The 21916-nt window shown below is 66.9% G+C and carries 19 protein-coding genes; 12 read left to right on the top strand and 7 right to left on the bottom strand.

Annotation, left to right across the window (positions count from 1 at the left end; all coding sequences use genetic code 11):
* Nucleotides 1–93 precede the first annotated feature (93 nt).
* The 4 genes from mfd to ACXU4B_RS00640 all read left to right on the top strand — a co-directional run bounded on the left by mfd (nt 94) and on the right by ACXU4B_RS00640 (nt 7406).
* On the top strand, nt 94–3549 hold the full coding sequence (gene mfd / locus ACXU4B_RS00655; RefSeq protein WP_131410224.1) for a transcription-repair coupling factor: 3456 nt from the start codon (nt 94–96) through the stop codon (nt 3547–3549).
* A gap of 1289 nt (nt 3550–4838) precedes the next feature.
* Entirely contained in the window at nt 4839–5756 is a 918-nt protein-coding gene (locus ACXU4B_RS00650; protein ID WP_131406772.1) for a LysR family transcriptional regulator, read from the top strand.
* Between the two features lie 60 nt (nt 5757–5816).
* Nucleotides 5817–6239 carry a VOC family protein gene (locus tag ACXU4B_RS00645; protein ID WP_131406770.1) on the top strand — a complete coding sequence of 141 codons (423 nt, stop codon included), beginning with the start codon at nt 5817–5819 and terminating at the stop codon, nt 6237–6239.
* A 9-nt stretch (nt 6240–6248) separates the two neighbouring features.
* Nucleotides 6249–7406 (top strand): calcium:cation antiporter, encoded by a 1158-nt coding sequence (locus ACXU4B_RS00640; RefSeq protein ID WP_131406768.1) that lies wholly within the window; start codon nt 6249–6251, stop codon nt 7404–7406.
* Here the strand turns inward: ACXU4B_RS00640 and egtD are convergent.
* The 5 genes from egtD to ACXU4B_RS00615 form a co-directional block, all read right to left on the bottom strand.
* Nucleotides 7396–8430 carry an L-histidine N(alpha)-methyltransferase gene (gene egtD, locus ACXU4B_RS00635; RefSeq protein WP_131406766.1) on the bottom strand — a complete coding sequence of 345 codons (1035 nt, stop codon included), beginning with the start codon at nt 8428–8430 and terminating at the stop codon, nt 7396–7398. The genes ACXU4B_RS00640 and egtD overlap by 11 nt on opposite strands.
* Nucleotides 8427–9680, bottom strand: a complete 1254-nt coding sequence (gene egtB, locus ACXU4B_RS00630; RefSeq protein WP_131406764.1) for an ergothioneine biosynthesis protein EgtB — start codon at nt 9678–9680, stop codon at nt 8427–8429. The genes egtD and egtB overlap by 4 nt, the downstream gene beginning before the upstream one ends.
* 221 nt (nt 9681–9901) lie before the next feature.
* Complete coding sequence (locus ACXU4B_RS00625; protein ID WP_165583106.1) at nt 9902–10249, bottom strand: hypothetical protein; 348 nt, start codon at nt 10247–10249, stop codon at nt 9902–9904.
* Between the two features lie 126 nt (nt 10250–10375).
* The gene (gene rlmKL, locus ACXU4B_RS00620; protein ID WP_131406762.1) at nt 10376–12571 is read right to left on the bottom strand and encodes a bifunctional 23S rRNA (guanine(2069)-N(7))-methyltransferase RlmK/23S rRNA (guanine(2445)-N(2))-methyltransferase RlmL; all 2196 of its coding nucleotides are present in this window, start codon (nt 12569–12571) and stop codon (nt 10376–10378) included.
* Entirely contained in the window at nt 12568–13095 is a 528-nt protein-coding gene (locus tag ACXU4B_RS00615) for an alpha/beta hydrolase (protein ID WP_131406760.1), read from the bottom strand. The genes rlmKL and ACXU4B_RS00615 overlap by 4 nt, the downstream gene beginning before the upstream one ends.
* An 85-nt stretch (nt 13096–13180) precedes the next feature.
* Between ACXU4B_RS00615 and ACXU4B_RS00610 the strand changes: the two genes are divergently transcribed.
* The 4 genes from ACXU4B_RS00610 to ACXU4B_RS00595 all read left to right on the top strand — a co-directional run bounded on the left by ACXU4B_RS00610 (nt 13181) and on the right by ACXU4B_RS00595 (nt 16013).
* Nucleotides 13181–13744 carry an N-acetylmuramoyl-L-alanine amidase gene (locus tag ACXU4B_RS00610; protein WP_131406758.1) on the top strand — a complete coding sequence of 188 codons (564 nt, stop codon included), beginning with the start codon at nt 13181–13183 and terminating at the stop codon, nt 13742–13744.
* 56 nt (nt 13745–13800) lie between these two features.
* Complete coding sequence (gene tesB, locus ACXU4B_RS00605; RefSeq protein ID WP_131406756.1) at nt 13801–14664, top strand: acyl-CoA thioesterase II; 864 nt, start codon at nt 13801–13803, stop codon at nt 14662–14664.
* Between the two features lie 144 nt (nt 14665–14808).
* A complete protein-coding gene (locus tag ACXU4B_RS00600; RefSeq protein WP_131406754.1) occupies nt 14809–15201 on the top strand; it encodes a putative signal transducing protein in 393 nt (130 codons plus the stop codon).
* A 101-nt stretch (nt 15202–15302) separates the two neighbouring features.
* A complete protein-coding gene (locus tag ACXU4B_RS00595; RefSeq protein WP_131406752.1) occupies nt 15303–16013 on the top strand; it encodes an arginyltransferase in 711 nt (236 codons plus the stop codon).
* Nucleotides 16014–16038: 25 nt separating this feature from the next.
* Here ACXU4B_RS00595 and ACXU4B_RS00590 read toward each other — a convergent pair whose 3' ends face one another.
* Nucleotides 16039–17559 carry an FMN-binding glutamate synthase family protein gene (locus tag ACXU4B_RS00590; RefSeq protein WP_131406750.1) on the bottom strand — a complete coding sequence of 507 codons (1521 nt, stop codon included), beginning with the start codon at nt 17557–17559 and terminating at the stop codon, nt 16039–16041.
* 55 nt (nt 17560–17614) lie between these two features.
* Nucleotides 17615–18796 (bottom strand): formate-dependent phosphoribosylglycinamide formyltransferase, encoded by a 1182-nt coding sequence (purT, locus tag ACXU4B_RS00585; protein ID WP_131406748.1) that lies wholly within the window; start codon nt 18794–18796, stop codon nt 17615–17617.
* A gap of 142 nt (nt 18797–18938) precedes the next feature.
* Here purT and ACXU4B_RS00580 point away from each other — a divergent pair, with 142 nt between their 5' ends.
* The 4 genes from ACXU4B_RS00580 (at nt 18939) to ACXU4B_RS00565 (ending at nt 21846) form a co-directional block, all read left to right on the top strand.
* Nucleotides 18939–20414 carry a transglutaminase-like domain-containing protein gene (locus tag ACXU4B_RS00580; protein WP_131406746.1) on the top strand — a complete coding sequence of 492 codons (1476 nt, stop codon included), beginning with the start codon at nt 18939–18941 and terminating at the stop codon, nt 20412–20414.
* Nucleotides 20415–20474: 60 nt separating this feature from the next.
* Nucleotides 20475–21344, top strand: a complete 870-nt coding sequence (locus ACXU4B_RS00575; protein ID WP_131406744.1) for an SPFH domain-containing protein — start codon at nt 20475–20477, stop codon at nt 21342–21344.
* Complete coding sequence (locus ACXU4B_RS00570; RefSeq protein ID WP_131406742.1) at nt 21334–21525, top strand: type II toxin-antitoxin system antitoxin; 192 nt, start codon at nt 21334–21336, stop codon at nt 21523–21525. The genes ACXU4B_RS00575 and ACXU4B_RS00570 overlap by 11 nt, the downstream gene beginning before the upstream one ends.
* 123 nt (nt 21526–21648) lie before the next feature.
* The gene (locus ACXU4B_RS00565; protein ID WP_131406740.1) at nt 21649–21846 is read left to right on the top strand and encodes a hypothetical protein; all 198 of its coding nucleotides are present in this window, start codon (nt 21649–21651) and stop codon (nt 21844–21846) included.
* The last annotated feature ends 70 nt before the right edge of the window (nt 21847–21916 follow it).

The following is a 21916-nucleotide window of genomic DNA, read 5'->3' as shown; positions in this document are numbered from 1 at the left end:
GAACCATCGCCCCGGCTTGCCTGGGCGGTCGCGTTACACTTGCCCGCTTTCCCGGCGCTGCCCGACGGCTGCGCCCACGAGCACAGCGTCCGCATGGCCAATACGATTCCCCACCCGTCCCTGCCTACCAGCCCCAAGCAGCGTCGCTACTGGACGTCGCCGCATGGTTCGTCGCGTGCCGTGCTGGTGGCCGAAGCGGCCCGCTCGCACGGCGGCCTGCTGGTGGCAGTGACCCGCGATACCCAGCGAGCCCACGCGCTGGAAGACGAGCTGCGCGTCTTCGCAGGCAACCTGCCGGTGCTGCACTTCCCCGACTGGGAAACCCTGCCCTACGACGTTTTCAGCCCGCACCCGGACATCGTCTCGCAGCGCATCGCCACCCTCTACCAGCTGCCCACCACGCAGCGCGGTGTGCTGGTGGTGCCCATCGCCACGCTGATGCAGCGCATTGCCCCGCGCAGCCACATCACGGGCGCCGGCCTGATGATGAAGAAGGGCCAGAAGCTGGACCTGGCCGGCGAACAGCGCCGCCTGGAAGCGGCCGGCTACCGCAACGTGCACCAGGTGGCCGAGCCCGGCGACTTCGCCGTGCGCGGCGCGCTGATCGACATCTTCCCGATGGGCGCGGCCGAGCCCTATCGCATCGAACTGTTCGATGACGAAGTGGAGTCCATCCGCAGCTTCGACCCTGAAACGCAGCGCTCGCAGCAGCAGGTGGAACGCATCGAACTGCTGCCGGGCCGCGAGTTTCCGCTGACCGAGAACGCCGCCAGGGATTTCCGCGCGAACCTGCGCGAACGCTTCCCCATCGACGTGCGCCGTTGTCCGCTCTACCAGGACATGAAGGAAGGCGTGACGCCCGGCGGCATCGAGTACTACCTGCCGATGTTCTTCGAACAGACCGCCACGCTGTTCGACTACCTGGCGGACAGCGCGGTGTTCCTGCTGGGCGAAGGCGCACTGGAATCGGCCGAACAGTTCTGGACGCAGACGGGCGAGCGCTACGACCAGCGCGCCCACGACATCGAACGCCCCGTGCTGCCCCCGACCGAGCTGTACCTGCCGCCCGAACTGTTGCGCGAGCAGCTCAACCGACGCCTGCGCATCGAGCTGGTCGAGGGCAGCCACGAGCATGCCCTGCCCAGCGGCACGCAGCCGGCACCGGAGCTGCCGCTCAACCGCAAGGGCGAGGAACCCGGCACCTCGCTGCGCCATTTCCTGGCCAGCTACCCGGGCCGCGTGCTGATTGCTTCCGATTCGGCCGGTCGCCGCGAGGCCCTGATCGAACAGCTCGCCAGCGCCGGGCTCAAGCCGGACACCGTGGAAGGCTGGCAAGGTTTCATCTCCGGCGGCGCCACGCTGCGCCTGGCCATTACCATCGCGGCACTCGAACAGGGCTTTGCGCTCAACGATCCCGCCATCACCGTGCTCACCGAGCGCGAACTGTTCGGCGAACGCGTACGCACCGAGCGCAAGCGGCGCCGTGGCGCCGCGCGCGATCCCGAAAGCATCATCCGTGACCTCACCGAGCTGACCCTGGGCGCGCCCATCGTGCACGTCGACCATGGCGTGGGCCGCTATCAAGGCCTGGTGTCAATGGAACTGGGCGGCATGGATGGCGAGTTCCTCACCATCGAATACGCCAAGGGTGACAAGCTCTACGTGCCGGTGGCGCAGCTGGGACTGGTCAGCCGCTACACCGGCACGGCGCCGGAGCTGGCGCCGCTGCATTCGCTCGGCGGCGACGCCTGGGAGCGCGCCCGCAGGAAAGCCGCGGAAAAAGTGCGCGACGTGGCGGCCGAGCTGCTCGCCATCTATGCGCAACGCGAAGCGCGCGGCGGCGAGTCATTGCCGATCGACCGCCAGCTGGTCGAGGAATTCGGCGCCAGTTTCCCGTTCGAGGAAACCCCCGACCAGCAGCAGGCCATCGATGCCGTACTCACCGACTTGGCCGCGCCGCGCGCGATGGATCGCGTGATCTGCGGCGACGTCGGCTTCGGCAAGACCGAAGTGGCACTGCGCGCAGCCTTTGCGGCGGCCACCGCCGGCCGCCAGGTGGCCGTGCTGGTGCCGACCACCCTGCTCGCCCAGCAGCACTACCGCAATTTCGCCGACCGCTTCGCCGACTGGCCCGTGCGCGTGGACGTGCTGTCGCGCTTCAAGTCGTCCAAGGAAGTGAACGAAGCGCTCAAGCGCCTCGCCGACGGCCAGATCGACGTGATCGTCGGCACGCACAAGCTGCTGCAACCGGACATCAAGTTCAAGAACCTGGGCCTGGTCGTGGTCGACGAGGAACAGCGTTTCGGCGTGCGCCAGAAGGAGCAGCTGAAGAAGCTGCGCGCCGAAGTCGACCTGCTCACCATGACGGCCACGCCGATTCCGCGCACGCTCAACATGGCCATGAGCGGCCTGCGCGACCTGTCGCTGATCGCCACGCCGCCGGCGCATCGCATGGCGGTGCGCACCTTCATCGCCGCCTGGGAGCCCGCCCTGATCCGCGAAGCATTCCAGCGCGAGCTCGCGCGCGGTGGCCAGGTGTACTTCCTGCACAACGAAGTGGACACCATCGAGCGGGCCACGCGCGAGCTGGAAGAACTGATCCCCGAGGCGCGCATCGGCGTCGCCCACGGCCAGATGCCCGAGCGCGAGCTGGAGCGCGTGATGGCGGACTTCCACCGCCAGCGCTTCAATGTGCTGGTGTGCACCACCATCATCGAAACCGGCATCGACATTCCCACCGCCAACACCATCATCATCAACCGTGCCGACCGCTTCGGCCTGGCGCAGTTGCACCAGTTGCGCGGACGCGTGGGACGTTCGCACCATCGCGCCTACGCCTACCTGGTCGTGCCCGATCGCAAGGCGATGACCGCCGATGCGGAAAAGCGCCTCGAGGCGCTGGCGTCGCTGGAAGAACTCGGCGCCGGCTTCACGCTGGCCACGCACGACCTGGAAATTCGCGGCGCCGGCGAACTGCTCGGCGACGAACAGTCCGGCCAGATCCAGGAAATCGGTTTCGGCCTTTACACGGAGTTGCTGGAGCGCGCGGTGCGCGCCCTGAAATCAGGCAAGGTGCCCGACTTCGATCTCAGCAGCGAGCACGAGACCGAGGTCGAACTGCACTTGCCGGCGCTGATTCCCGACGACTACCTGCCCGACGTGCACACGCGCCTCACGCTGTACAAGCGCATCGCCAGCGCGCGCAACGACGACCACCTGCGCGACCTGCAGGTCGAAATGATCGACCGCTTCGGCCTGTTGCCCGACCCCGCCAAGCAGCTGTTCGCCGTGGCAGGCCTGAAGCTGATGGCCACGCCGCTGGGCATCCGCAAGCTCGACTTCGGCGCCAACGGCGGGCGCATCACCTTCCGCGACAAGCCGGAAGTCGATCCGATGGCGATCATCCGGCTGATCCAGAGCCAGCCACGCGTGTACAAGCTCGATGGCCAGGACAAGTTGAAGGTGACCCTTGAATTGCCGGGGGCGACGGAGCGCATCCGGACGGCCCAGGAGTTGTTGGTGCAGTTGGGGGCGCGGCGGCCAGCTTGAGGCGCTGAGGTATGCTCTCTCTGTTTTTTGGGAGAGGGTTCGCGCAAGGGATGGTTGCTCGAGATGGCCTCTCGGTTCTTCGTCTCTGCGAGCGCCGCGAGTCGTCCAGTGACTTTGCTCTCTTGCCGTCATTCCTGCGAAAGCAGGAACCCAGTGACTTTGCTCGCGGGTGGTCGTGCTTGCCGCAATCTGGCCGCCCGCGCGGCGGGCGTTTCGATCGGCTGCCGCCGCTCGAGTCACTTTTCTTTTGCTGGCCCAAAAGAAAAGTAACCCAAAGAAAATGGCCTTAAAGGCTGGCAGCGTTCTGATGGGATAAGCCCGAACGCCTGAGGTCGATTGTTGCTTGGCAACCTTCGCCGCTACAGAGCGGGTACGCCGTAGCGCTGCGCAACGCGCCGACGCGAAGAGGGCTTAAAGCGAAACATCGCTACACCTCCTTCGCTGGAAGCCTTGGGTTTCTGCGAGGCACCACACTTCTCCTCTCCCCGCCGGGGAGAGGGAGCCCAAGCGCGCAGCGCTCCGCTCTAAGTCCTCTACGCCGTGGCGCGTTGCAGTGAAGCGGCTGAGCAGAGGCGGAGGTGTTCCGCGTCGAGGCCCAAAGACCGTTCCGGTCTGTATCCAACCCTTCGCCGCGAGCTCTTGAGGCCATTCTCTTTGGGTTACTTTTCCCTTGGGCCAGCAAGAGAAAAGTGACTCGGCCTCCGGCAGGAGGTCGAAACGCCCGCTGCGTAAGCGGCAAGCTGGCGAAAGCACTTGGGAACGAAGCGAAAAAAAGCCACCCGATCACGCCCGATCCACGCCCCCGCAAGCACCCACCCCTCACCCCAACCCTCTCCCCGGAGGGGAGAGGGAGCAAAAGCGCGCAGCACTCCGCTTTAAGCCCTCTACGCCGTGGCGCGTTGCGGTGAAGCGGCTGCGTGGCGGCGAAGACGGTCGCAATCCGGGCTCCGGAACCTTTCCTGGCTTCTATCCCACGTAATGCTATGAGCCTTTTAGGCCATTCTCTTTGGGTTACTTTTCTCTTGGGCCAGCAAGAGAAAAGTGACTCGGCCTCCGGCAGGAGGTCGAAACGCCCGCTGCGCAAGCGGCACTCTGGCCACAACGCGACAATCGCAGTCCAACGTCATTAGATGACCAAACTTCGGCTGCTGGAAGGCGCCACCGGCCTGCCCCCGCAAACCCTCCCCCATCCATCACCACCTAATCAAGCCCCCAGACAAAAACACAAACGCACCCGACACAGCCCCTTGTCGTACCATCCGTCCCACACTCGTTCGAAAGGCCCGAACATGTTGTCCGAGGACGAACTGGCACTGCTGGAAGCCATCCGCGAAAGCGGCAGCCTTTCGCGTGCCGCCGTTCGGCTCGGCAAGGCGCCTTCCACGATCTCGCATGCCGCACGCCAGCTCGAGACACGCTTCGACGCGCTGCTGTTCGATCGCCGCCGCTATCGCCTGCAGCTCACGCCCGCCGGCCAGCTGCTGGCGCTGGAGGCGGCTCGCCTCATGCAGGACGTGTCGCGCCTCACCCGTCGCGTGAAGCAGATCGCCGGCGGCTGGGAGGATCGCCTGTGGATAGTGACCGACGAGTTGCTCGAATTCGACATCCTGGCGCCCGTGATCACCGCCTTCGACGCGCTGCAGTCGGGCGTGACCTTGCGCGTGACCCATGAAGTGCTCGGCGGCACGTGGGAGGCCTTGCGCGACGGGCGTGCCGACCTCGTCGTGGGCGCGACCAACGAGCCGCCCGCCATCCCCAAGCTGCGCTGGTTCGAGCTGGGTGTCATGGACTGGGTCTTCGCCGTCTCGCCGCGCCATCCGTTGGCCAGGCTGCCCGAACCGCTGGAACGCGAAACGGTGGCGCGCCATCGCAGCGTGGTCGTCGCCGATTCCTCGCGGGTGTCGGAAGGGCGCGCCTATGGACTGACGGGCGGCCAGGCCACCCTCGCCGTACCCAGCATGCGCGCGAAAGTCGTGGCCCAACGACAGGGCCTCGGCGTGGGCTGGTTGCCGCGCCATCGCGTCGCCGGCCTGCTCAAACGCGGGGAACTGGTGGAAAAGCGCATGGCCGACCCGCGCGAGCCGAACATCCTCTATGTCGCCTGGCGCGGCGAGCACGAAGGGCGCGCGCTGTCATGGTGGCTCGAACAATTGCGCCAGCCACGGCTGGCCAAACGGCTTATCAAGGGCCTGGAGATCACCGACTGACGGCATCGCATGCGGCCGTGCTGCACGCAGGCGTCCGTGCCATCCTTGCAAGGAGTCATCATGATCCACAACCGCTCCATGCCGCCGGGCACGATCATTCCCGAACTGGCCTATCGCGACCTGCCGCTTGCGGTAGCGTGGCTGTGCCGCACGTTCGGATTTCGCGAGCGACTGCGCATTGGCGAGCATCGCGCGCAACTGGTATTCATGGATGCCTCCATCGTCGTCACGCAGCAAGACCTGGCCACGCAACCTGCTGCGCACGCGGTGATGGTTCACGTGCCCGACATCGACAGCCACTACAACCGTGCACGGGATAACGGCGCGGACATCGTGCGCCCACCGGTGGACCATCCCTACGGTGAACGCCAGTATGCCGTCGTGGACATCGGCGGACACCGCTGGATATTTTCGCAATCCATCGCCGACGTGGACCCCGAAGACTGGGGCGGTACGCTGGTCGACACTTCACCGCACCACTGAGAGCCCCTCATGTCGCACGACGCTGCTATCCCCACGCAAGCCCTGCCCATGTTCACGGCCCGGATGCTGATCCGGCCGGCCATCGCCTGGATCACGGTGGCACTGTTCCTGGTCTTCGGCTCGGACTGGATGGCCCACCTCAGCCGGCACGAGATCGGCCTGGCGCTGTTCGGCTGGCTGTTCTTCGTGATCGTGTGGGTGGCCTTCGGCGTGGTGCATGAGGCCGAAGAGCTGGCCGCCATGCTGGGCGAGCCGGTCGGCACGCTGCTGCTCACGCTGTCCATCGTGGTCATCGAGGTCGTGCTGATCTCGGCGGTGATGCTCGGCGCCGGCGATACCGCCACGCTCGCCCGCGACACCATGTTCGCGGTGCTGATGATCGTGCTCAACGGCGTGGTTGGGCTGGGCCTGTTGATCGGCGGCATTCGCCATCACGAGCAGGCGTTCAACCTGCATGGCGCGTCGGCTTATCTGGCCGTCATCATCCCGCTGGCGACCATTGCACTGGTGCTGCCGAGCTTCACCGCATCCACACCCGACGGCACGCTCACTTCGGTGCAGGCCACTTCATTTTCGATCCTGACCATGGCGCTCTACGGCATGTTCCTGTGGCTGCAGACGGGGCGGCACAAGGGCTACTTCGTCGCCCCCAAGCCCACCTCCGATGCCAACGAACCGGAACAGCCGCCGGCACCTCTGCCCAAGCCCGGCAAGGGCGCCATGCTGTTTCACTTCGCCTTGCTGCTGGTCAACATCGTGCCGATCGTGATCCTGTCCAAGAGCCTGGCCAAGGTGCTCGACTACGGCATCGCCGCCACCGGCGCGCCACACGCGCTGGGCGGCGTCATCATCGCCATGCTGGTGTTCACGCCCGAGGGGATTTCCGCGCTGATCGCGATCCGCGGCGACCAGCTGACCCGGGCGATCAACCTTTGCCTGGGTGGCGCCGCCTCCACCGTGGGTCTGACCGTGCCTGCCGTGCTCGCCATCGGCCTGTGGACGGGCAAGTCCGTCGTGCTGGGCCTGCCGCCGGCGAGCATCGTGCTGCTGGCATCCACCCTGGTACTGAGCGGGCTGACGTTCTCGGGCTGGCGCACGACCATGCTTGAAGGCGCGGTGCACCTTTCCATGTTCGCAGTCTTCCTGGTGCTGGTATTCAGCCCCTGACGACCGGCCCTTGCGCGCCAGCTGGCATCGTCGCAGCCGTGGCCTGTCGCGCGCCGGCACGTACCAGGTAGTGCTCGCTGAACATGCCGCGCGGATCGAACCAGGTCTGCGCTATCTCGAGCCCGGCCCTGGCGGCCAGTGCGGCGAAATCCGCCGGTGAATACTTGCAGCTGTATTCCACTTGCATCGCTTCGTCGGCAGCGAAGCTGACCTGCTGGCGACCCACGCGCACCTTCTGGTCCCGCTTGCTGACGATGAAGGTTTCGATACGACCGGCCATCGCGTTGTAATGGGCGCGATGGTGAAAAGCCTGGAGCTCGAAATTGCTGCCGAGCTCGCGATTCAGGCGCACCAGCATGTTCAGGGTGAACTCCGCCGTGACACCGGCCTTGTCGTTGTAGGCCGCCTCGATGGTGGCGGCGTCCTTCTTCAGGTCGGCACCGATCAGGATGCCGCCGCCCTCGCCCATCTCGCCACGCATCTTGCGCAGCAATTCGACGGCGTCCCGCGCCTCGAAGTTGCCGATGGTCGAGCCGGGGAAATACAGCACGGTGCGCCGCGGCGCGCGTGGAGGAATGGGCAGCCGCAACGGCCGCGTGAAGTCGGCATGGAGCGGTTGCACCGGCAGGTTCGGGAAGCGGTTGGCGAGGTCTTCCACACACTGGCGGAGCGGTTCCGGCGAAATCTCCACCGGCACGTAGGCCACCGGGTTGCGCAGCTGCCTGAGCAACAGCGGCGTCTTGACCGCGTTGCCGCTGCCGTATTCGACGAGGCGCACATCGTCACCCAGCGCGTCGGCCATTTCGCCGGCGTGCGCAGTCATCAGGTCGATCTCGCAGCGGGTGAGGTAATACTCCGGCTGCTTGCAGATGGCTTCAAACAACGCCGAGCCACGTTCGTCGTAGAACAGCCAGGACGGCAGGCGCTTGGGCCGGGCACGCAATCCGCGCTGCACGATCTCCATCAGATCGCTGATCGGCGGGCGGCGGTCGTCGTCACGAAGCTCGAAGGCTTGCACACTCATCGGTCTTGTCCCAATCGAATCCCCATGAACTGCCAACGCGCATGGGGAGGAAAGAAATTGCGGTAGCTCGCGCGGACGTGCTCCCGCGGCGTCACGCATGACCCACCACGCAACACCCACTGGCCACACATGAACTTGCCGTTGTATTCGCCCAGCGCGCCGGCGAGCGGTCGAAAGCCTGGGTAGCTGACGTAAGGCGAGGCGGTCCATTCCCACACGTCGCCAAACATCTGCAGCGGTCCGAGTTCGCGGGCCGCCGCACGCGGATGGAATGCCTGCTCGTCCAGCAGGTTGCCCTGCACGGGCAGTCCCGCCGCGGCACTCTCCCACTCGGCCTCGGTGGGGAGTCGGGCACCGGCCCAGCGCGCAAACGCATCGGCTTCGAAGTAGCTGACGTGGCACACGGGCGCGTGCGGGTCGATGGGCTGCACGCCCGCCAGCGTGAATTCGCTGGCCAGGTCGTCCTGCCAGTACAAGGGCCGGCACCAGTTCTCGCGGCGCACGGTGTCCCAGCCCTCCGAAAGCCACAGCGAAGGCTCGCGATAACCACCGTCGTGGACGAAAGCGGCATATTCCGCGTTGGTCACCAGCCGGTTGGCCAGGGCATGCGGATGCAGCAGCGCGCGATGGCGCGGCGATTCGTTGTCGAAGGCGAAACCCTGGCCGTCATGGCCGATCTCGATGATGCCCTCGCGTCCGGCGATGAAGTCCAGCGATGCCGTTGCCTGCGACTCCGCCGGCGTCAGCCGTGCGATGTAGGCAGGCAGCAGTGGATTGGATGCAAAGGCGTGCTTGATGTCGGTGAGCAGCAGTTCCTGATGCTGTTGTTCGTGCTCAAGGCCAAGCTCGACCACCGCAAGCATCGACGCATCGATGCCGCTCAGCAGTCGTTCGCTGACCGCCTCGTCCACGCGCGCGCGATAGTCCAGCACCTGGGCCACGCCGGGGCGCGACAGCAGCCCTCGCTGGGGCCGTGCATGCATCGGCCCCACGGACTGGTAGTACGAATTGAACAGGTAGTGCCACTCGGGGTGCGCCGGTCGGTATCCGGCATCGGCACCGAGGACGAACTGTTCGAAGAACCAGGTGGTGTGCGCGAGGTGCCACTTCGCCGGACTGGCGTCCGGCATCGACTGCACCATCATGTCCTCGACGCTCAGGTGCGTGCACAGCGCGGTGCTGCGATTCCGTACCCTTCTGAATCGCTCCACCAGAGTGTCGTTGTCCGCCAGCAATCGCAGCGGGCTCATCGTTGGCCCAGCCACACGGGACGGACGTGCGATCCGTCGTGGGTCGCTGCGGGACTGCCCGACTGATGGTCATCTCGCCAATGCATGGCGCGCACCTTGCCGCAGCAGTCGTTCAATCCATGTGATGCGCCGATGGCGGGCGTTTGACAGGGTTCAGCATGCCCGCCAAACGACGAAGCCCGGCATGGGCCGGGCTTCGCGTGACCGCCTGAGGGGTGGCATCAGTGACCGTAGTAACGATACCCACCGCGGTGGTAGTAGCCGGGGCCGCGATGGTAGTAACCACCGCCGTGACCGTAGTAGCCGCCCGGGCCCACGATCACCGTGGTCGCCGGTCCGTACACCACCGGTGCGGGTTCATAGACCACGGGAGCCGGCGCGTAGACCACCGGGGGCGGCGCCGGATAGTAGGCCGGACCACCGTAATAACCGACGCCCACCACTGGCAGACCGATGCCCACGTTCACGCTCACATGGCCCGCGAAGGCCGGAGCGACGGCGGCACAACCGACCAGCATGACGGTCGCCAGTGCCACGCGCTTGACGGCGGAAATCTTTGTCTTGTTCATGAGTTGTCTCCCAAGGGAGGCTTGATTCCGACGGAGGGGTTCCATAGTGCCCGCCATCGCTCTTTGCCGGTGCCCATGCTCTGACTTTTGCGCTGAATCCGCACTGAGTAGAACGGTCCCGTTTGTCTACCGTTTACCCTGTTTCTGGACGTGGCTCACACTACCGCCCCAGGGCGACTCCTGCGGGTGCGGGCGCAGCAGCCAGCAGCCATGGATGTCACCTCGCCGCGAGAAATCGAACGGGATGCTCGGCGCGCTCCAGTCCTCGATGCTGAACCGTTCAGCCAGCGCTTCACGATCCAGCTTGAAGCGCCGGAAATTGTTGGAAAACACGATCACGCCATCAGAGGTGAGACGGTCGGAGCAGGCCAGCAGCAGCTGCACGTGGTCGCGCTGGACGTCAAAGTCCTCGGCCCGCTTGGAGTTGGAGAACGTCGGCGGATCGACGTAGATCAGCCCGTAACGCTCACGGTCGCGTTGCAGGAACATCATGGCGTCGGCCTGCATCAGCCGGTGCTGCGCGCCGGTGAACCCGTTCAGGGCCAGGTTGCGCGAAGCCCAGTCGAGGTAGGTCGCCGACAGGTCCACGCTGGTGGTGTCCCGCGCGCCGCCAGCCGCCGCGTAGACGCTGGCCGTGGCCGTATAGGCGAACACGTTGAGGAAGCGCTTGCCCTTGGCCAGCTCGCCCAGCCTGGCGCGCACCAGGCGGTGGTCGATGAACAGGCCGGTATCCAGGTAGTCGGTCAGGTTGACCAGGAACGCCAGGCCGCCCTCCGCCACTTCGATGAACTCGCCGCGCTGGTCGAACTGGCCGTACTTGGAACCGCCCTTGCCGCGCTCGCGGGTCTTCAGCACGATGCGCTCGCGCGGCACACCGAGCACCTCGCCGGCCACGCGCACGATCTCGCGCAAGCGGTGCCTGGCGGTCTCGACGGGAATCTCCGCCGGCGCGCGATATTCCTGGATGTGCAGCCACTGCTGCCCGCCCGCGTTGCCATAGACATCGATGGCGGCCGCGTATTCCGGCAGGTCCTGGTCGTAGGCACGCCAGCAGTGGATGTCTTCGCGCTCCAGCCGCTTGCGCAAGTGGCGCACGTTCTTGTCGATCCGGTTGCGCAGCATCTGGGCGCCCTCGGACAGCGGCTTCACTTCGCGCGGCGCGTCATCGCGGGCGTGCAGTTCGAACACCAGCAGCTGCGTCTCGAGGGCGCCGTTGTACAGCGCATACTTCTTCTCGGCGCGCAGGGGAATGGCGTGGCCGAGCTCCGCATCACCCGCCAGCACGGCGGCCCGCCAGCCGGCGAACCTCCCGCGCAGGGCTTCGCCGATGGCGCGATACAGGCGCGGCATCTCGGCGCGGTCGCCCAGGCGCTCGCCATACGGCGGATTGGTGATGACCAGGCCGCGACTAAAACCGGCAGGCGGCGACACGTGCGTGACGTCGTGCTTGTCCAGCGTAAAGAAGCCGGCTACGCCAGCCTCCTGCGCGTTGCGCTTGGCGGTCTGCACCATGCGCGGGTCGGCATCACTGCCGAAAAAACAGCTGCGCAGCGCACGCAGGCCGGTCTCGGCACGCTGGCGCGCCTCGTCCAGCAGCGCTCGCCACGCGGCGATGTCGTGCTGGGCCCAGCCAAGGAAGCCGTAGTACTCGCGGTGCAGGCCCGGGGCCACGTCGGCAGCCATCCACGCGCCTTCGATCAGCAGCGTGCCCGAGCCGCACATGGGGTCGAGCAGCGCGCCGCCCTCGGCATAGATTTCCGGCCAGCGCGCGCGCAACAACATCGCGGCGGCGAGGTTTTCCTTCAGCGGCGCCTCGCCCTGCAGCTCGCGCCAGCCGCGGCGATGCAGGGGCGAGCCGGCGAGGTCGAGCGAGAGGTTGGCCCGGTCGCGACGCAGGCGCAGGTTGATGCGCACGTCCGGCTCATCGGTATCCACGGCCGGGCGCGAACCATCGCGCTGGCGGAACTGGTCGACCACGGCGTCTTTCACGCGCTGGGCGATGAACTGGCTATGGGTGAGCTTGCTCTGGGCCGCATTGGCGTCCACCGCGAGGGTGGCATGGGAAGCCAGGTGCTGCGACCAGTCGATCGCCTGCACGCCGGCATACAGCGCGTCGTCCGTGCCCGCGTCGAACTCGGCCAGCGGCAGCAGGATGCGGCTGGCAAGCCGCGACCACAGGCAGGCGCGATAGGCCGTTTCCAGCGAACCGGCAAAGTGCACGCCGGCCAGTGCCTCGCGCACGTCGGAAGCGCCCAGCGCGACCAGTTCGTCGCGCAGCAGGTATTCCAGGCCCTTGGGGCAGGTGGCGAAGAACGCGCTCATGCCGCCTCCGCCAGATGGCCGAGGAACAGGCGGAACTGTTCGACGATGCGATCCACGGTGGCACCGAGGCGGTGGTCGTCATCGACCATCACCAGCGGCAGGCGACGGCGCCCTGCCAAGGCCAGCACGCCCTCGGGCGGACACACATCGTCCTGCCAGCCGTGGAACAGCACGGTGGGCACATTCGGCCGCAGCCCGAAAGCCTGCTCGTAGCCCGGGATCGCGCTGGGCGTGGCGAGCAGGAACAGCCCGGCAACCGGGCGCTGCAGCGATGCCAGGCCGGAGGCGAACGCGCCCATGCTCGAACCGACCAGCACGGGCGGCGTTGCGCAGGCATCGATGGCGGCGACCAGCCGCCGGATGCGCGGGGCCACCGAGCCGGCATGGCCCAGCGCGTCGTCCGTGCGGTAATCCGGTCGTTGGGTCTGCCAGCCGAGCGTTTCGGCAAAGGCGGCCAGCACGCTGACCTTGGTGGCGTCCGGACCGGAGTCCGATCCGTGCGAAAGAATGATCTGGCCGCGCATAGCGGACTCCAAAACTGCGTGCATCAGGCCGCGCATCGTAACAGGCGGCGTTCCGCGAGGCTGGCGGCCATGCGAGACTGCGGCCATGCCAGTGACCATCCACGACCAGCCCCTGCCCTATGTCGACCTGCTGCCCGAGCGCCCCGCCAGCGCGGTGGAGATGGTGGTCATCCACTGCACCGAGTTGCCCGACCTGGCCATGGCGCGCGAATACGGCGAACGGGCCGTCTACGACAGCGGCGTCGGCAACAGCGGCCATTACTACATCGACCGCGACGGCAGCATCTACCGCTACGTACCGGGCACCCGCGTGGCCAACCACGTGCGGGGCCACAACCCCAACTCCATCGGCATCGAGCTGGTGAACCTGGGGCGTTATCCCAACTGGTGGCACGCCGGCCACCAGACCATGACCGAACCGTACACGCCAGCCCAGATCGCCGCCCTGCGCGCCCTGCTGGCCCAGCTGCGGCTCGACTACCCGCATCTGCGCCTGATCGCCGGTCATGAGGACCTGGACACCGCGCGCCTGCCGGCCACCGATGACCCGGCCGTGGAGGTACCGCGCAAGCTCGATCCGGGCCCGCTGTTCCCCTGGCGGGAGGTGCTGGACGGCAGCGGACTGGAGCGAACCGGCAACGGCCACTGAAGTCGGGTCGGGGTGCCCGCTATAATCGCCCGCCATCCCTTTCCCGAGTCCCTTCCATGACGGAAACCCACGTCCGAGAGCTGGTCGACCTGCTGGAGCTTGAGCGCCTGGAGGACAACCTGTTCCGCGGCCAGAGCCGGGACATCGGCACCCATTTCGTGTTTGGCGGGCAAGTGCTCGGCCAGGCGCTTTCGGCCGCCCAACGCACGGTGGACCCACAGCGCGCGGCGCATTCGCTGCACGCCTACTTCCTGCGCGCGGGCGACATCCATGCGCCGATCGTCTACAGCGTGGAGCGCGCCCGCGACGGCGGCACGTTCTCTTCGCGCCGCGTGGTGGCCATCCAGCACGGCCAGCCGATCCTGAACGGCTCGGTGTCGTTCCAGGTGCCGGAGCCGGGCTTCGAGCATCAATCCTCGATGCCCGAAGTGCCGATGCCGGAGGACATCGAGCCCATGCAGCCGCTGTCGCCGGGGCAACTGGCCAAGTTGCCCGAGAAGCTGCAGCGCTGGCTGGGCGTGGACGCCCCGTTCGAGTTCCGCCATGTGTGGCCGCAGGACAAGCTGCACCCGACCAAGCGTCCGCCGATCCAGCACATCTGGTTCCGGCTGACCGCGCCGGTGGGCGATTCGGCCGACCTGCACCGTGCCCTGCTGGCCTATGCCTCCGACTTCAACCTGATCGGCACGGCGACCCTGCCGCACGGCATTTCCTACTACACCGACAACGTGCAGATGGCCAGCCTGGACCACGCGCTGTGGTTCCACCGCCCGTTCCGGGTCGACGAATGGCTGCTGTATTCGTTCGACAGCCCCACTGCCCAGGGTGCCCGTGGGCTGGCGCGCGGCCAGATCTTCAGCCGCGATGGCCGCATGGTCGCCTCGACCGCACAGGAAGGCCTGATCCGCCTGCGCGGCTGAGCGGTCGGTTTGCCGTAAAATTCGCAGCGTGTTCGGAGCGCCAGGGTTCGCCCGGCTCCGCCCGCCGCTCCGCGGCCCGCGACCTGTTCGCCGGGCCGCCATTCCCTCGCCCGCACTGCCGGGCGGCCACGACAGGCTTCTTCCATGCGTCAGCTGTATACCTCTCCCCGACAGGAAAACATCGACCGCGTGGTCGCGCTGCTGACGGAAAAAGGCATCGAGTGCACGGTGGTCAACCGTTCCACCTGGAACAAGCCCACCTACCAGCGCTTCAGCTATTCGCAGCGCCAGGAAAACCGCGAGAGCTGGCCCCAGGTCTGGGTCAGCAAGGCCGACGACTACACCGAAGCCCGCACGGTGCTGAAGGAACTGGGCATCGAGCCCGTCGTGCGCCACGGCGAGGAGCTGGCCCTGGCCCGCAACCCGACGCCGGAAATGCGCCAGCAGAGCACGGCCAACCGCATCCGCCGCATCGTCATGCTGGCCGTCGCCGGCGCCTTCGTCGTGCTGATGCTGCGTTACATGGGTGTCATCTGAGGCCGGCTGGCTGAACCGACGGCCTCCGGCTCGGACTCCGGGCCCGTATTTGACCTTTTTCCTATTCACACGGCGGGTGGAAGCGGACATAGAATCGCTCCATGCGCTCCGATCGTGTCCGCCTGTTCCAGACCCTGCCGCACACCTGCGGCTATTTTGCCGAGCGCACGGCACAGAACCTGGTGATCGATCCGGCCGCGCCCCAGCTCGACCAGCTGTACGGCCCGGCGCTGGAACGCGGCTTCCGTCGTGCCGGCGGCCACCTTTACTACCCCTACTGCGTCAATTGCCGTGCCTGCACGCCCTGCCGCATCGATGTGGCGCGCTTCATGCCCGACCGCGCGCAACGCCGGTGCCTCAAGCGCAACGCCGACTTGCAGGTGGTGGAGTCCATGGCCGGCTATAACGCCGAGCGGCACGCGCTGTACGAGCGCTACCTGCGCAACCGGCACCCGGGCGGAGGCATGGACGAAGCCGACGCCAGCGACTTCCGGCGCTTCCTGACCGCGCCGTGGAGTCCCACCCTGTTCCTCGAATTCCGCCTGGGTTCGCGCCTGCTCGGCGTGGCGGTGACGGACGTCTGCCTGCAGGGCCTGTCGGCCGTGTATACGTTCTTCGACCCGGACGAAACCGCGCGCAGCCTCGGCACCTACGCCATCCTGCAGCAGGTGGCGCTTGCCCAGCGCCGTGGCCTGCCGTGGATCTACCTGGGCTTCTGGATCGCCGGCCATCCCAAGATGGACTACAAGCGCCGCTTCCGCCCGATGCAGATCCGCACCAGCGAGGGCTGGGTGGACATGCCCGAGCGTTGAGCGGCCTCGCCGCCCAACGCTGGCGTCAGCCCTGCGCCGCGGTGCGCGGCACGACCGGATAGGGATACAGCTTCACCAGCGGCACCGACAAGCCGTCGTCACCGACGACGCGGCAATGCGTGCGATTGAGTTGCCGTGGTTCGTCGACGCCACAGCTGTGCGCGATGATGCCCACTTCATGCATCACGTTGGTGGCGTAGTGCGCCACCCGTTCGCTCTTGTCGGTGACCACCAGGCCCCGCTGCAACTTCGGGTTCTGCGTGGTGATGCCGGTGGGGCAGGTGTTGCGATTGCATTGCAGCGACTGGATGCAGCCGAGCGCGAGCATGAAGCCACGCGCGGAATTGACGAAGTCGGCGCCCATCGACAGCGCCCACGCCACGTCGTACGCGGTGATGCATTTGCCCGAGCAGATCACCTTGATGCGATCGCGCAGGCCCTTGACGATGAGCATGTCGACCAGCGCCGGCAGCGATTCGTGCAACGGCAGGCCCACGCCTTCCATCAGGGTCTGCGGCGCGGCGCCGGTACCGCCTTCGGAGCCGTCGACGATGATGAAATCCGGGGCCGTCTCGATGCCGCGCTTGTGCACCTCGTCGCACAGGTCGGCAATCCACTCGACGCCGCCCATCACGGCCTTGAAGCCCACCGGCTTGCCGGTCAGGTCGCGGATGTGGGCGATCGCATCCATCAACTCCTGCACATTGCCGATATCGAGGTGACGGTTGGGGCTTTGCGAATCCTGCCCCACCGGAATGCCGCGAATGGCGGCGATTTCAGGCGTCACTTTCACTGCCGGCAGCAAGCCGCCCATGCCGGGCTTGGCGCCCTGGCCCAGCTTGATGCTGACCATCCTGACCTGCTTGTGCGCGCAGATGGCCAGCAGCTTCTGGTCGTCGAGCTTGCCGTCGGGCGTGCGCACGCCGTACTTGGCCGTGCCGATCTCGAAAACGATGTCGCAGCCGCCCTCGAGGTGATATGGCGCCAGGCCACCTTCGCCCGTATCCATCCAGATGCCGGCCTTCGCCGCGCCGCGGGACAGCGCGCGCACGGCCGGCGCGGACAGCGCGCCAAAACTCATCGCGGAGATATTGAAGAACGCCGCATGCTCGTACGGCTCACGCGCAAACGGGCCGAGCGTGACCGGTCGCGGCTCCACGTGCTTTTCGCCCAGCGCAGGAAACGGCGCGTTGACGAAGAACGGCACGCCTTCGCCGCGCAGGTCGCGGGTGGAGCCGAAGGCGTTGGTGTTGTCCACGTTCTTGGCCGCGCGGTACACCCACATGCGCTGCGCACGGTTGAACGGCAATTCTTCGCGGTCGCTGGAATACAGGTACTGCCGGAAGAACTCCCCCAGGTGCAGGAACCAGTAGCGGAAGTGGCCGATCACCGGGTAGTTGCGCAATACCGAGTTGGTGGTCTGGTTGCGGTCCACCAGCCACACCACCATCACCACCACGACCAGCAGGACCAGGAACAGCAGGAACAGTGCGGCGAAGGTCTCGACCACGACCACCAGCCAATGGGCAAATCCCGACGATTCCATCGCATTCTCCTGTTGTCATGCATTTCCCCCTCCCCGTAGGGAGAGGGGGCAAAGCTTACAGCTCCACGCGCAGTGCCCTGGCCGCGCGGATGGCCTTGGCCTTGGCGCCGTCGATGCCCTCGTCACGCGCCAGCGTCACGGCCATGCGGCGACGGCCCTTGACCGCCGGCTTGCCGAAGATGCGCAACTGCGTGTCAGGCTCGGCCAGCGCATCGGCCACGTTGAAGTAGCGCGGACCTTCGCCCTCGCCTTCCACCAGCACGGCACACGAGGCAGACGGACCCAGCTGGCGGATCGCCGGCACTGGCAGGCCAAGGATGGCGCGTGCGTGCAGCGCAAACTCGGAAAGGTCCTGCGAAATCAGCGTCACCAGGCCGGTGTCATGCGGCCGCGGACTCACTTCCGAGAAAATGACCGCGTCGCCCTTGACGAAGAACTCGACGCCAAACACGCCCCAGCCACCGAGCGCGCCCGTGATGGCGGCGGCCTGGCGCTGCGCTTCGACGAGCGCGGCGTCGCTCATCGGCTGCGGCTGCCACGACTCGCGATAGTCGCCGTCTTCCTGCCGGTGGCCGATCGGCGCACAGAAGCTCACGCCGTCCTTGTGGCGCACGGTGAGCAAGGTGATCTCGTAGTCGAAATCGACGAAACCCTCGACGATGACGCGGCCCTTGCCCGCGCGGCCGCCGGACTGGGCGTAATCCCAGGCGTGCTGCAGCTCGCTCTCCTGCCGCACCACGCTCTGTCCCTTGCCGGACGAGCTCATCACCGGCTTGATCACGAACGGCAGGCCGATGCTCGTCGCGGCGTCGCGGTAATCCGCCTCGCTGTCGCAGAAGCGGTAGCGCGAGGTGGGCAGCTGCAGGTCTTCGGCGGCGAGGCGGCGGATGCCTTCGCGGTCCATGGTGAGCCAGGCGGCGCGCGCGGTAGGGATCACACGCAGACCTTCCTTCTCCAGCTCGATCAGCGTGGGCGTGTGGATCGCCTCGATCTCCGGCACGACCAGGTTGGGCCTTTCCTGCTCGATCAAGGCGCGCAGCGCGGCACCATCGAGCATGTCGATGACGTGGCTGCGATGCGCCACCTGCATGGCCGGCGCGTTGGCATAGCGGTCCACCGCGATCACTTCCACCGCAAGACGCTGCAGCTCGATGGCCACTTCCTTGCCCAGCTCGCCGGAGCCCAGCAGGAGCACGCGCAGGGCATGGTCGGAATAAGGCGTGCCAAACGGCTTCATCGAAATCTCCGGGGTGTCAAAGATGCATTGTAAGCGTGGCCGAGGGCATCGCTCCAACCCGCCGCGCAATGACTCTTTCGTGCGTTGACAGCCGGACGCAAGCGGCGTTGAGTGTGCTCGTCACCGTCCCCACGGAAAGACCATGCGCAAGCCGATCGCCCCGCTGCTGCTTGTGCTGGCGTTGTGCCTCGCCGTCTGCGCTCTTGCCAGGGCCGCTGCGCTTGCCACCGACGACAGCACCTGGATGACCGTGCTGCTGGACGGCCGCAAGATCGGCTATGTGCATATCCGGTACCAGCGTGACGGCGACTTCGTCACCACCACCCAGACCCTGTCGATCCAGTTTCGTCGAAACGGCAAGGACATCCCGCTGAGCAGCATGACCCGCAGCGTGGAAAGCGCCACTGGCCAGCCGCTGGCCTTCTCCGCGCGCACGACGCTGTCCGCGACGGACAGCACGGTCGCCGGCCAGCGGCAGGCCGACGGCAGCTTCATGGTCACCACCACGGTCGGCGGCATGTCGCGGCAACAGGCGCTGGACTGGCCGGGAGGCGCCGTCCTGAGCGAAGGCCAGCGGCTGGCCCTGGTTCGCGCCAACAGTCATCCGGGCCAGCGCTACGAGCTGCGCATGTTCGATCCGGCCAGCCTGCGCGTCGCGCGTGCCTCGATGGAGGTCATCGGCACCGAACCCGTGGCCTTGCCCGGCGGCACGGCGACCCTCGTGCACCAGCGCCAGCGGCTCAGCTCGCAGCGCGAAACGCAGGTGGTCGACCTGTGGCTGGACGAGCGCGGCCAGACCCGCAAGGGCACGCTCAAGCTGCTCGGCCGCGAGATGGAAATGCTCGCCTGCAACCAGGCCTGCGCGCTGGCGCCGGTGCAGCCGACGGACATGTTCCGCGCGGCGCTGGTGAACTCGCCGCGCGCGATCCGCGGGGCGCTGGCGACGTCGTTCCTGCGCTACCGCCTGCATGTCCCGGAAGGCGAGCCGTCGCCGGCCATCGACACCGATGAACAGCACGTGGTGACGCTGGGGCATGGCGACTGGCTGGTGGATATCGGCGCCCCGCGCGCGGGCGGCGAGCCGCCGCCGCGGGCGGAGGATTCGCTGCCCAATGCCTGGCTGCAATCGGATACGCCGCTGATCCGCCGGCTCGCCGGACAGGCAGTGGGCGCAGCGCCGGACAACCTGCAGAAAATGCAGCGGCTGCGCCGGTTCGTGAGCGACTACGTGTCGCCGCACGGGCTCGACGTGGGCTATGCGTCCGCGCTGGAGGTGGCCACCCAGCGGCAGGGCGACTGCACCGAGTACGCGGTGCTGCTGGCGGCGCTGGCGCGGGCGCAAGGCATCCCGGCGCGGGTGGTCACCGGCATGGTCTACAGCGACCGCTATGCCGGCCGCTCGCACGTCTTTCTGCCCCATGCCTGGGTGCAGGCCTGGGTCAACGGGCGCTGGCAAAGTTTCGACGCCGCGCGGCAGGGTTTCGACAGCACCCACCTGGCCCTGGACATGGGCGACGGCGATCCCTGGCATTTCTTCAATGCGACCAACCTGTTCGGCCGCCTGCGCATCGATGACATCCGCTCGACCGGGCAACCCGCCAGCCGGGCCGTGCCCTGAGGCGCACTTGCTGTTGATATCTTTTTGATATCTACTTCCTCCATCCAAGGAGGAATCACCATGAACGAGCAGCAGGGTTTTTCGGTGGCTGGCATCCCGACCATCGTGTTTTGCATCGCGCTGGCAGCGATCGCCGGGGCGTTCTATGTCGGCATGGTCAGCGGCCCGGCGCCGTGGATGGGCCTTGCCGGCGCCGGCGTCATGGGTGTGACTGCGCTCATGCTCAAGGGTTTCTTCCAGGTGGCACCGAACGAAGGCCAGGTCCTGCAGCTGTTCGGCAAGTACACCGGCACGGTGCGCCACGAGGGCCTGCGCTGGACCAACCCGTTCTACAGCCGGCGTCGGGTCTCGCTGCGCGTGCGCAACTTCGAGAGCGGCAAGCTCAAGGTCAACGACAGCGACGGCAATCCCATCGAGATCGCCGCCGTCGTCGTGTGGCAGGTCGTCGACACCGCCGAGGCGGTGTTCTGCGTGGACGACTACGAGAACTTCGCCACCATCCAGAGCGAGTCCGCCCTGCGCCAGATGGCCCAGAACTATCCTTACGACGCACATGACGACGGCAAGCCCGCCCTGCGCAGCCACGGCGAGGTGATCAACAACCATCTGCGCGACGAGATCCAGGCGCGCCTGGACAAGGCGGGCATGCAGGTCATCGAGGCGCGCATCAGCCACCTTGCCTACGCCCAGGAAATCGCCCAGGCCATGCTGCAGCGCCAGCAAGCCAGCGCCATCGTCGCCGCGCGCGAGCGCATCGTCGAAGGCGCCGTGGGCATGGTGGCGATGGCCCTGGACAAGCTCAGGCAGCAAGGCGTGGTGGAGCTGGACGAAGAGCGCAAGGCCGCCATGGTCAGCAACCTGCTGGTGGTGCTGTGCGGCGATCGCGCCACCCAGCCGGTGGTGAACGCCGGCACGCTCTATGGCGGCTGAGAAAAAAGCCTACCCGCTGCGCATCAGCGCAGCCGTGCTCGAAGCCATGCAGCGCTGGGCCGATGACGATCTGCGCAGCGTCAACGCGCAGATCGAATTCGTCTTGCGCGAGGCGCTGCGCAAAAACGGACGACTGAAGCGCGGCGCGCCCGATCCCGTCGTCGACGACGACAGCGACTGACGCCCCTGCCCCGCCCTGGTGCCGCTTCGACGCGGCCTGCACGAAGCCAGCGCTACGGTCACGGCCTGCGCTGACACGCTCGCATCGCACGGCGCGTGCGATCGCCCAAGGGAGAGACGTCCCATGTCCCACGAATACCGTTCGCTGCCCATCGGCCCCGTGATGTGCGACACCTGCTTCCAGTCGGGCGAAAAGGTCGAGATGCTGCCGCATCCCCGGCTGCCGCCCGAAGACCAGGCCTGGAGCGACGCGCAGCACGTCGAATTGCAGAGCTACCGCTGCCCGGAATGCGAGGGCGTCCAGGTCTTTCGCGTCGACTGATGTACCGCGGGCGCGCGGCGCAAGATCCGGATGGCCGCCGACACCATGGAACTGCATGCTTTGGACACCC

The organism is Dyella soli, assembly GCF_054482295.1.
This window is presented reverse-complemented; position numbering and strand designations above follow the sequence as displayed.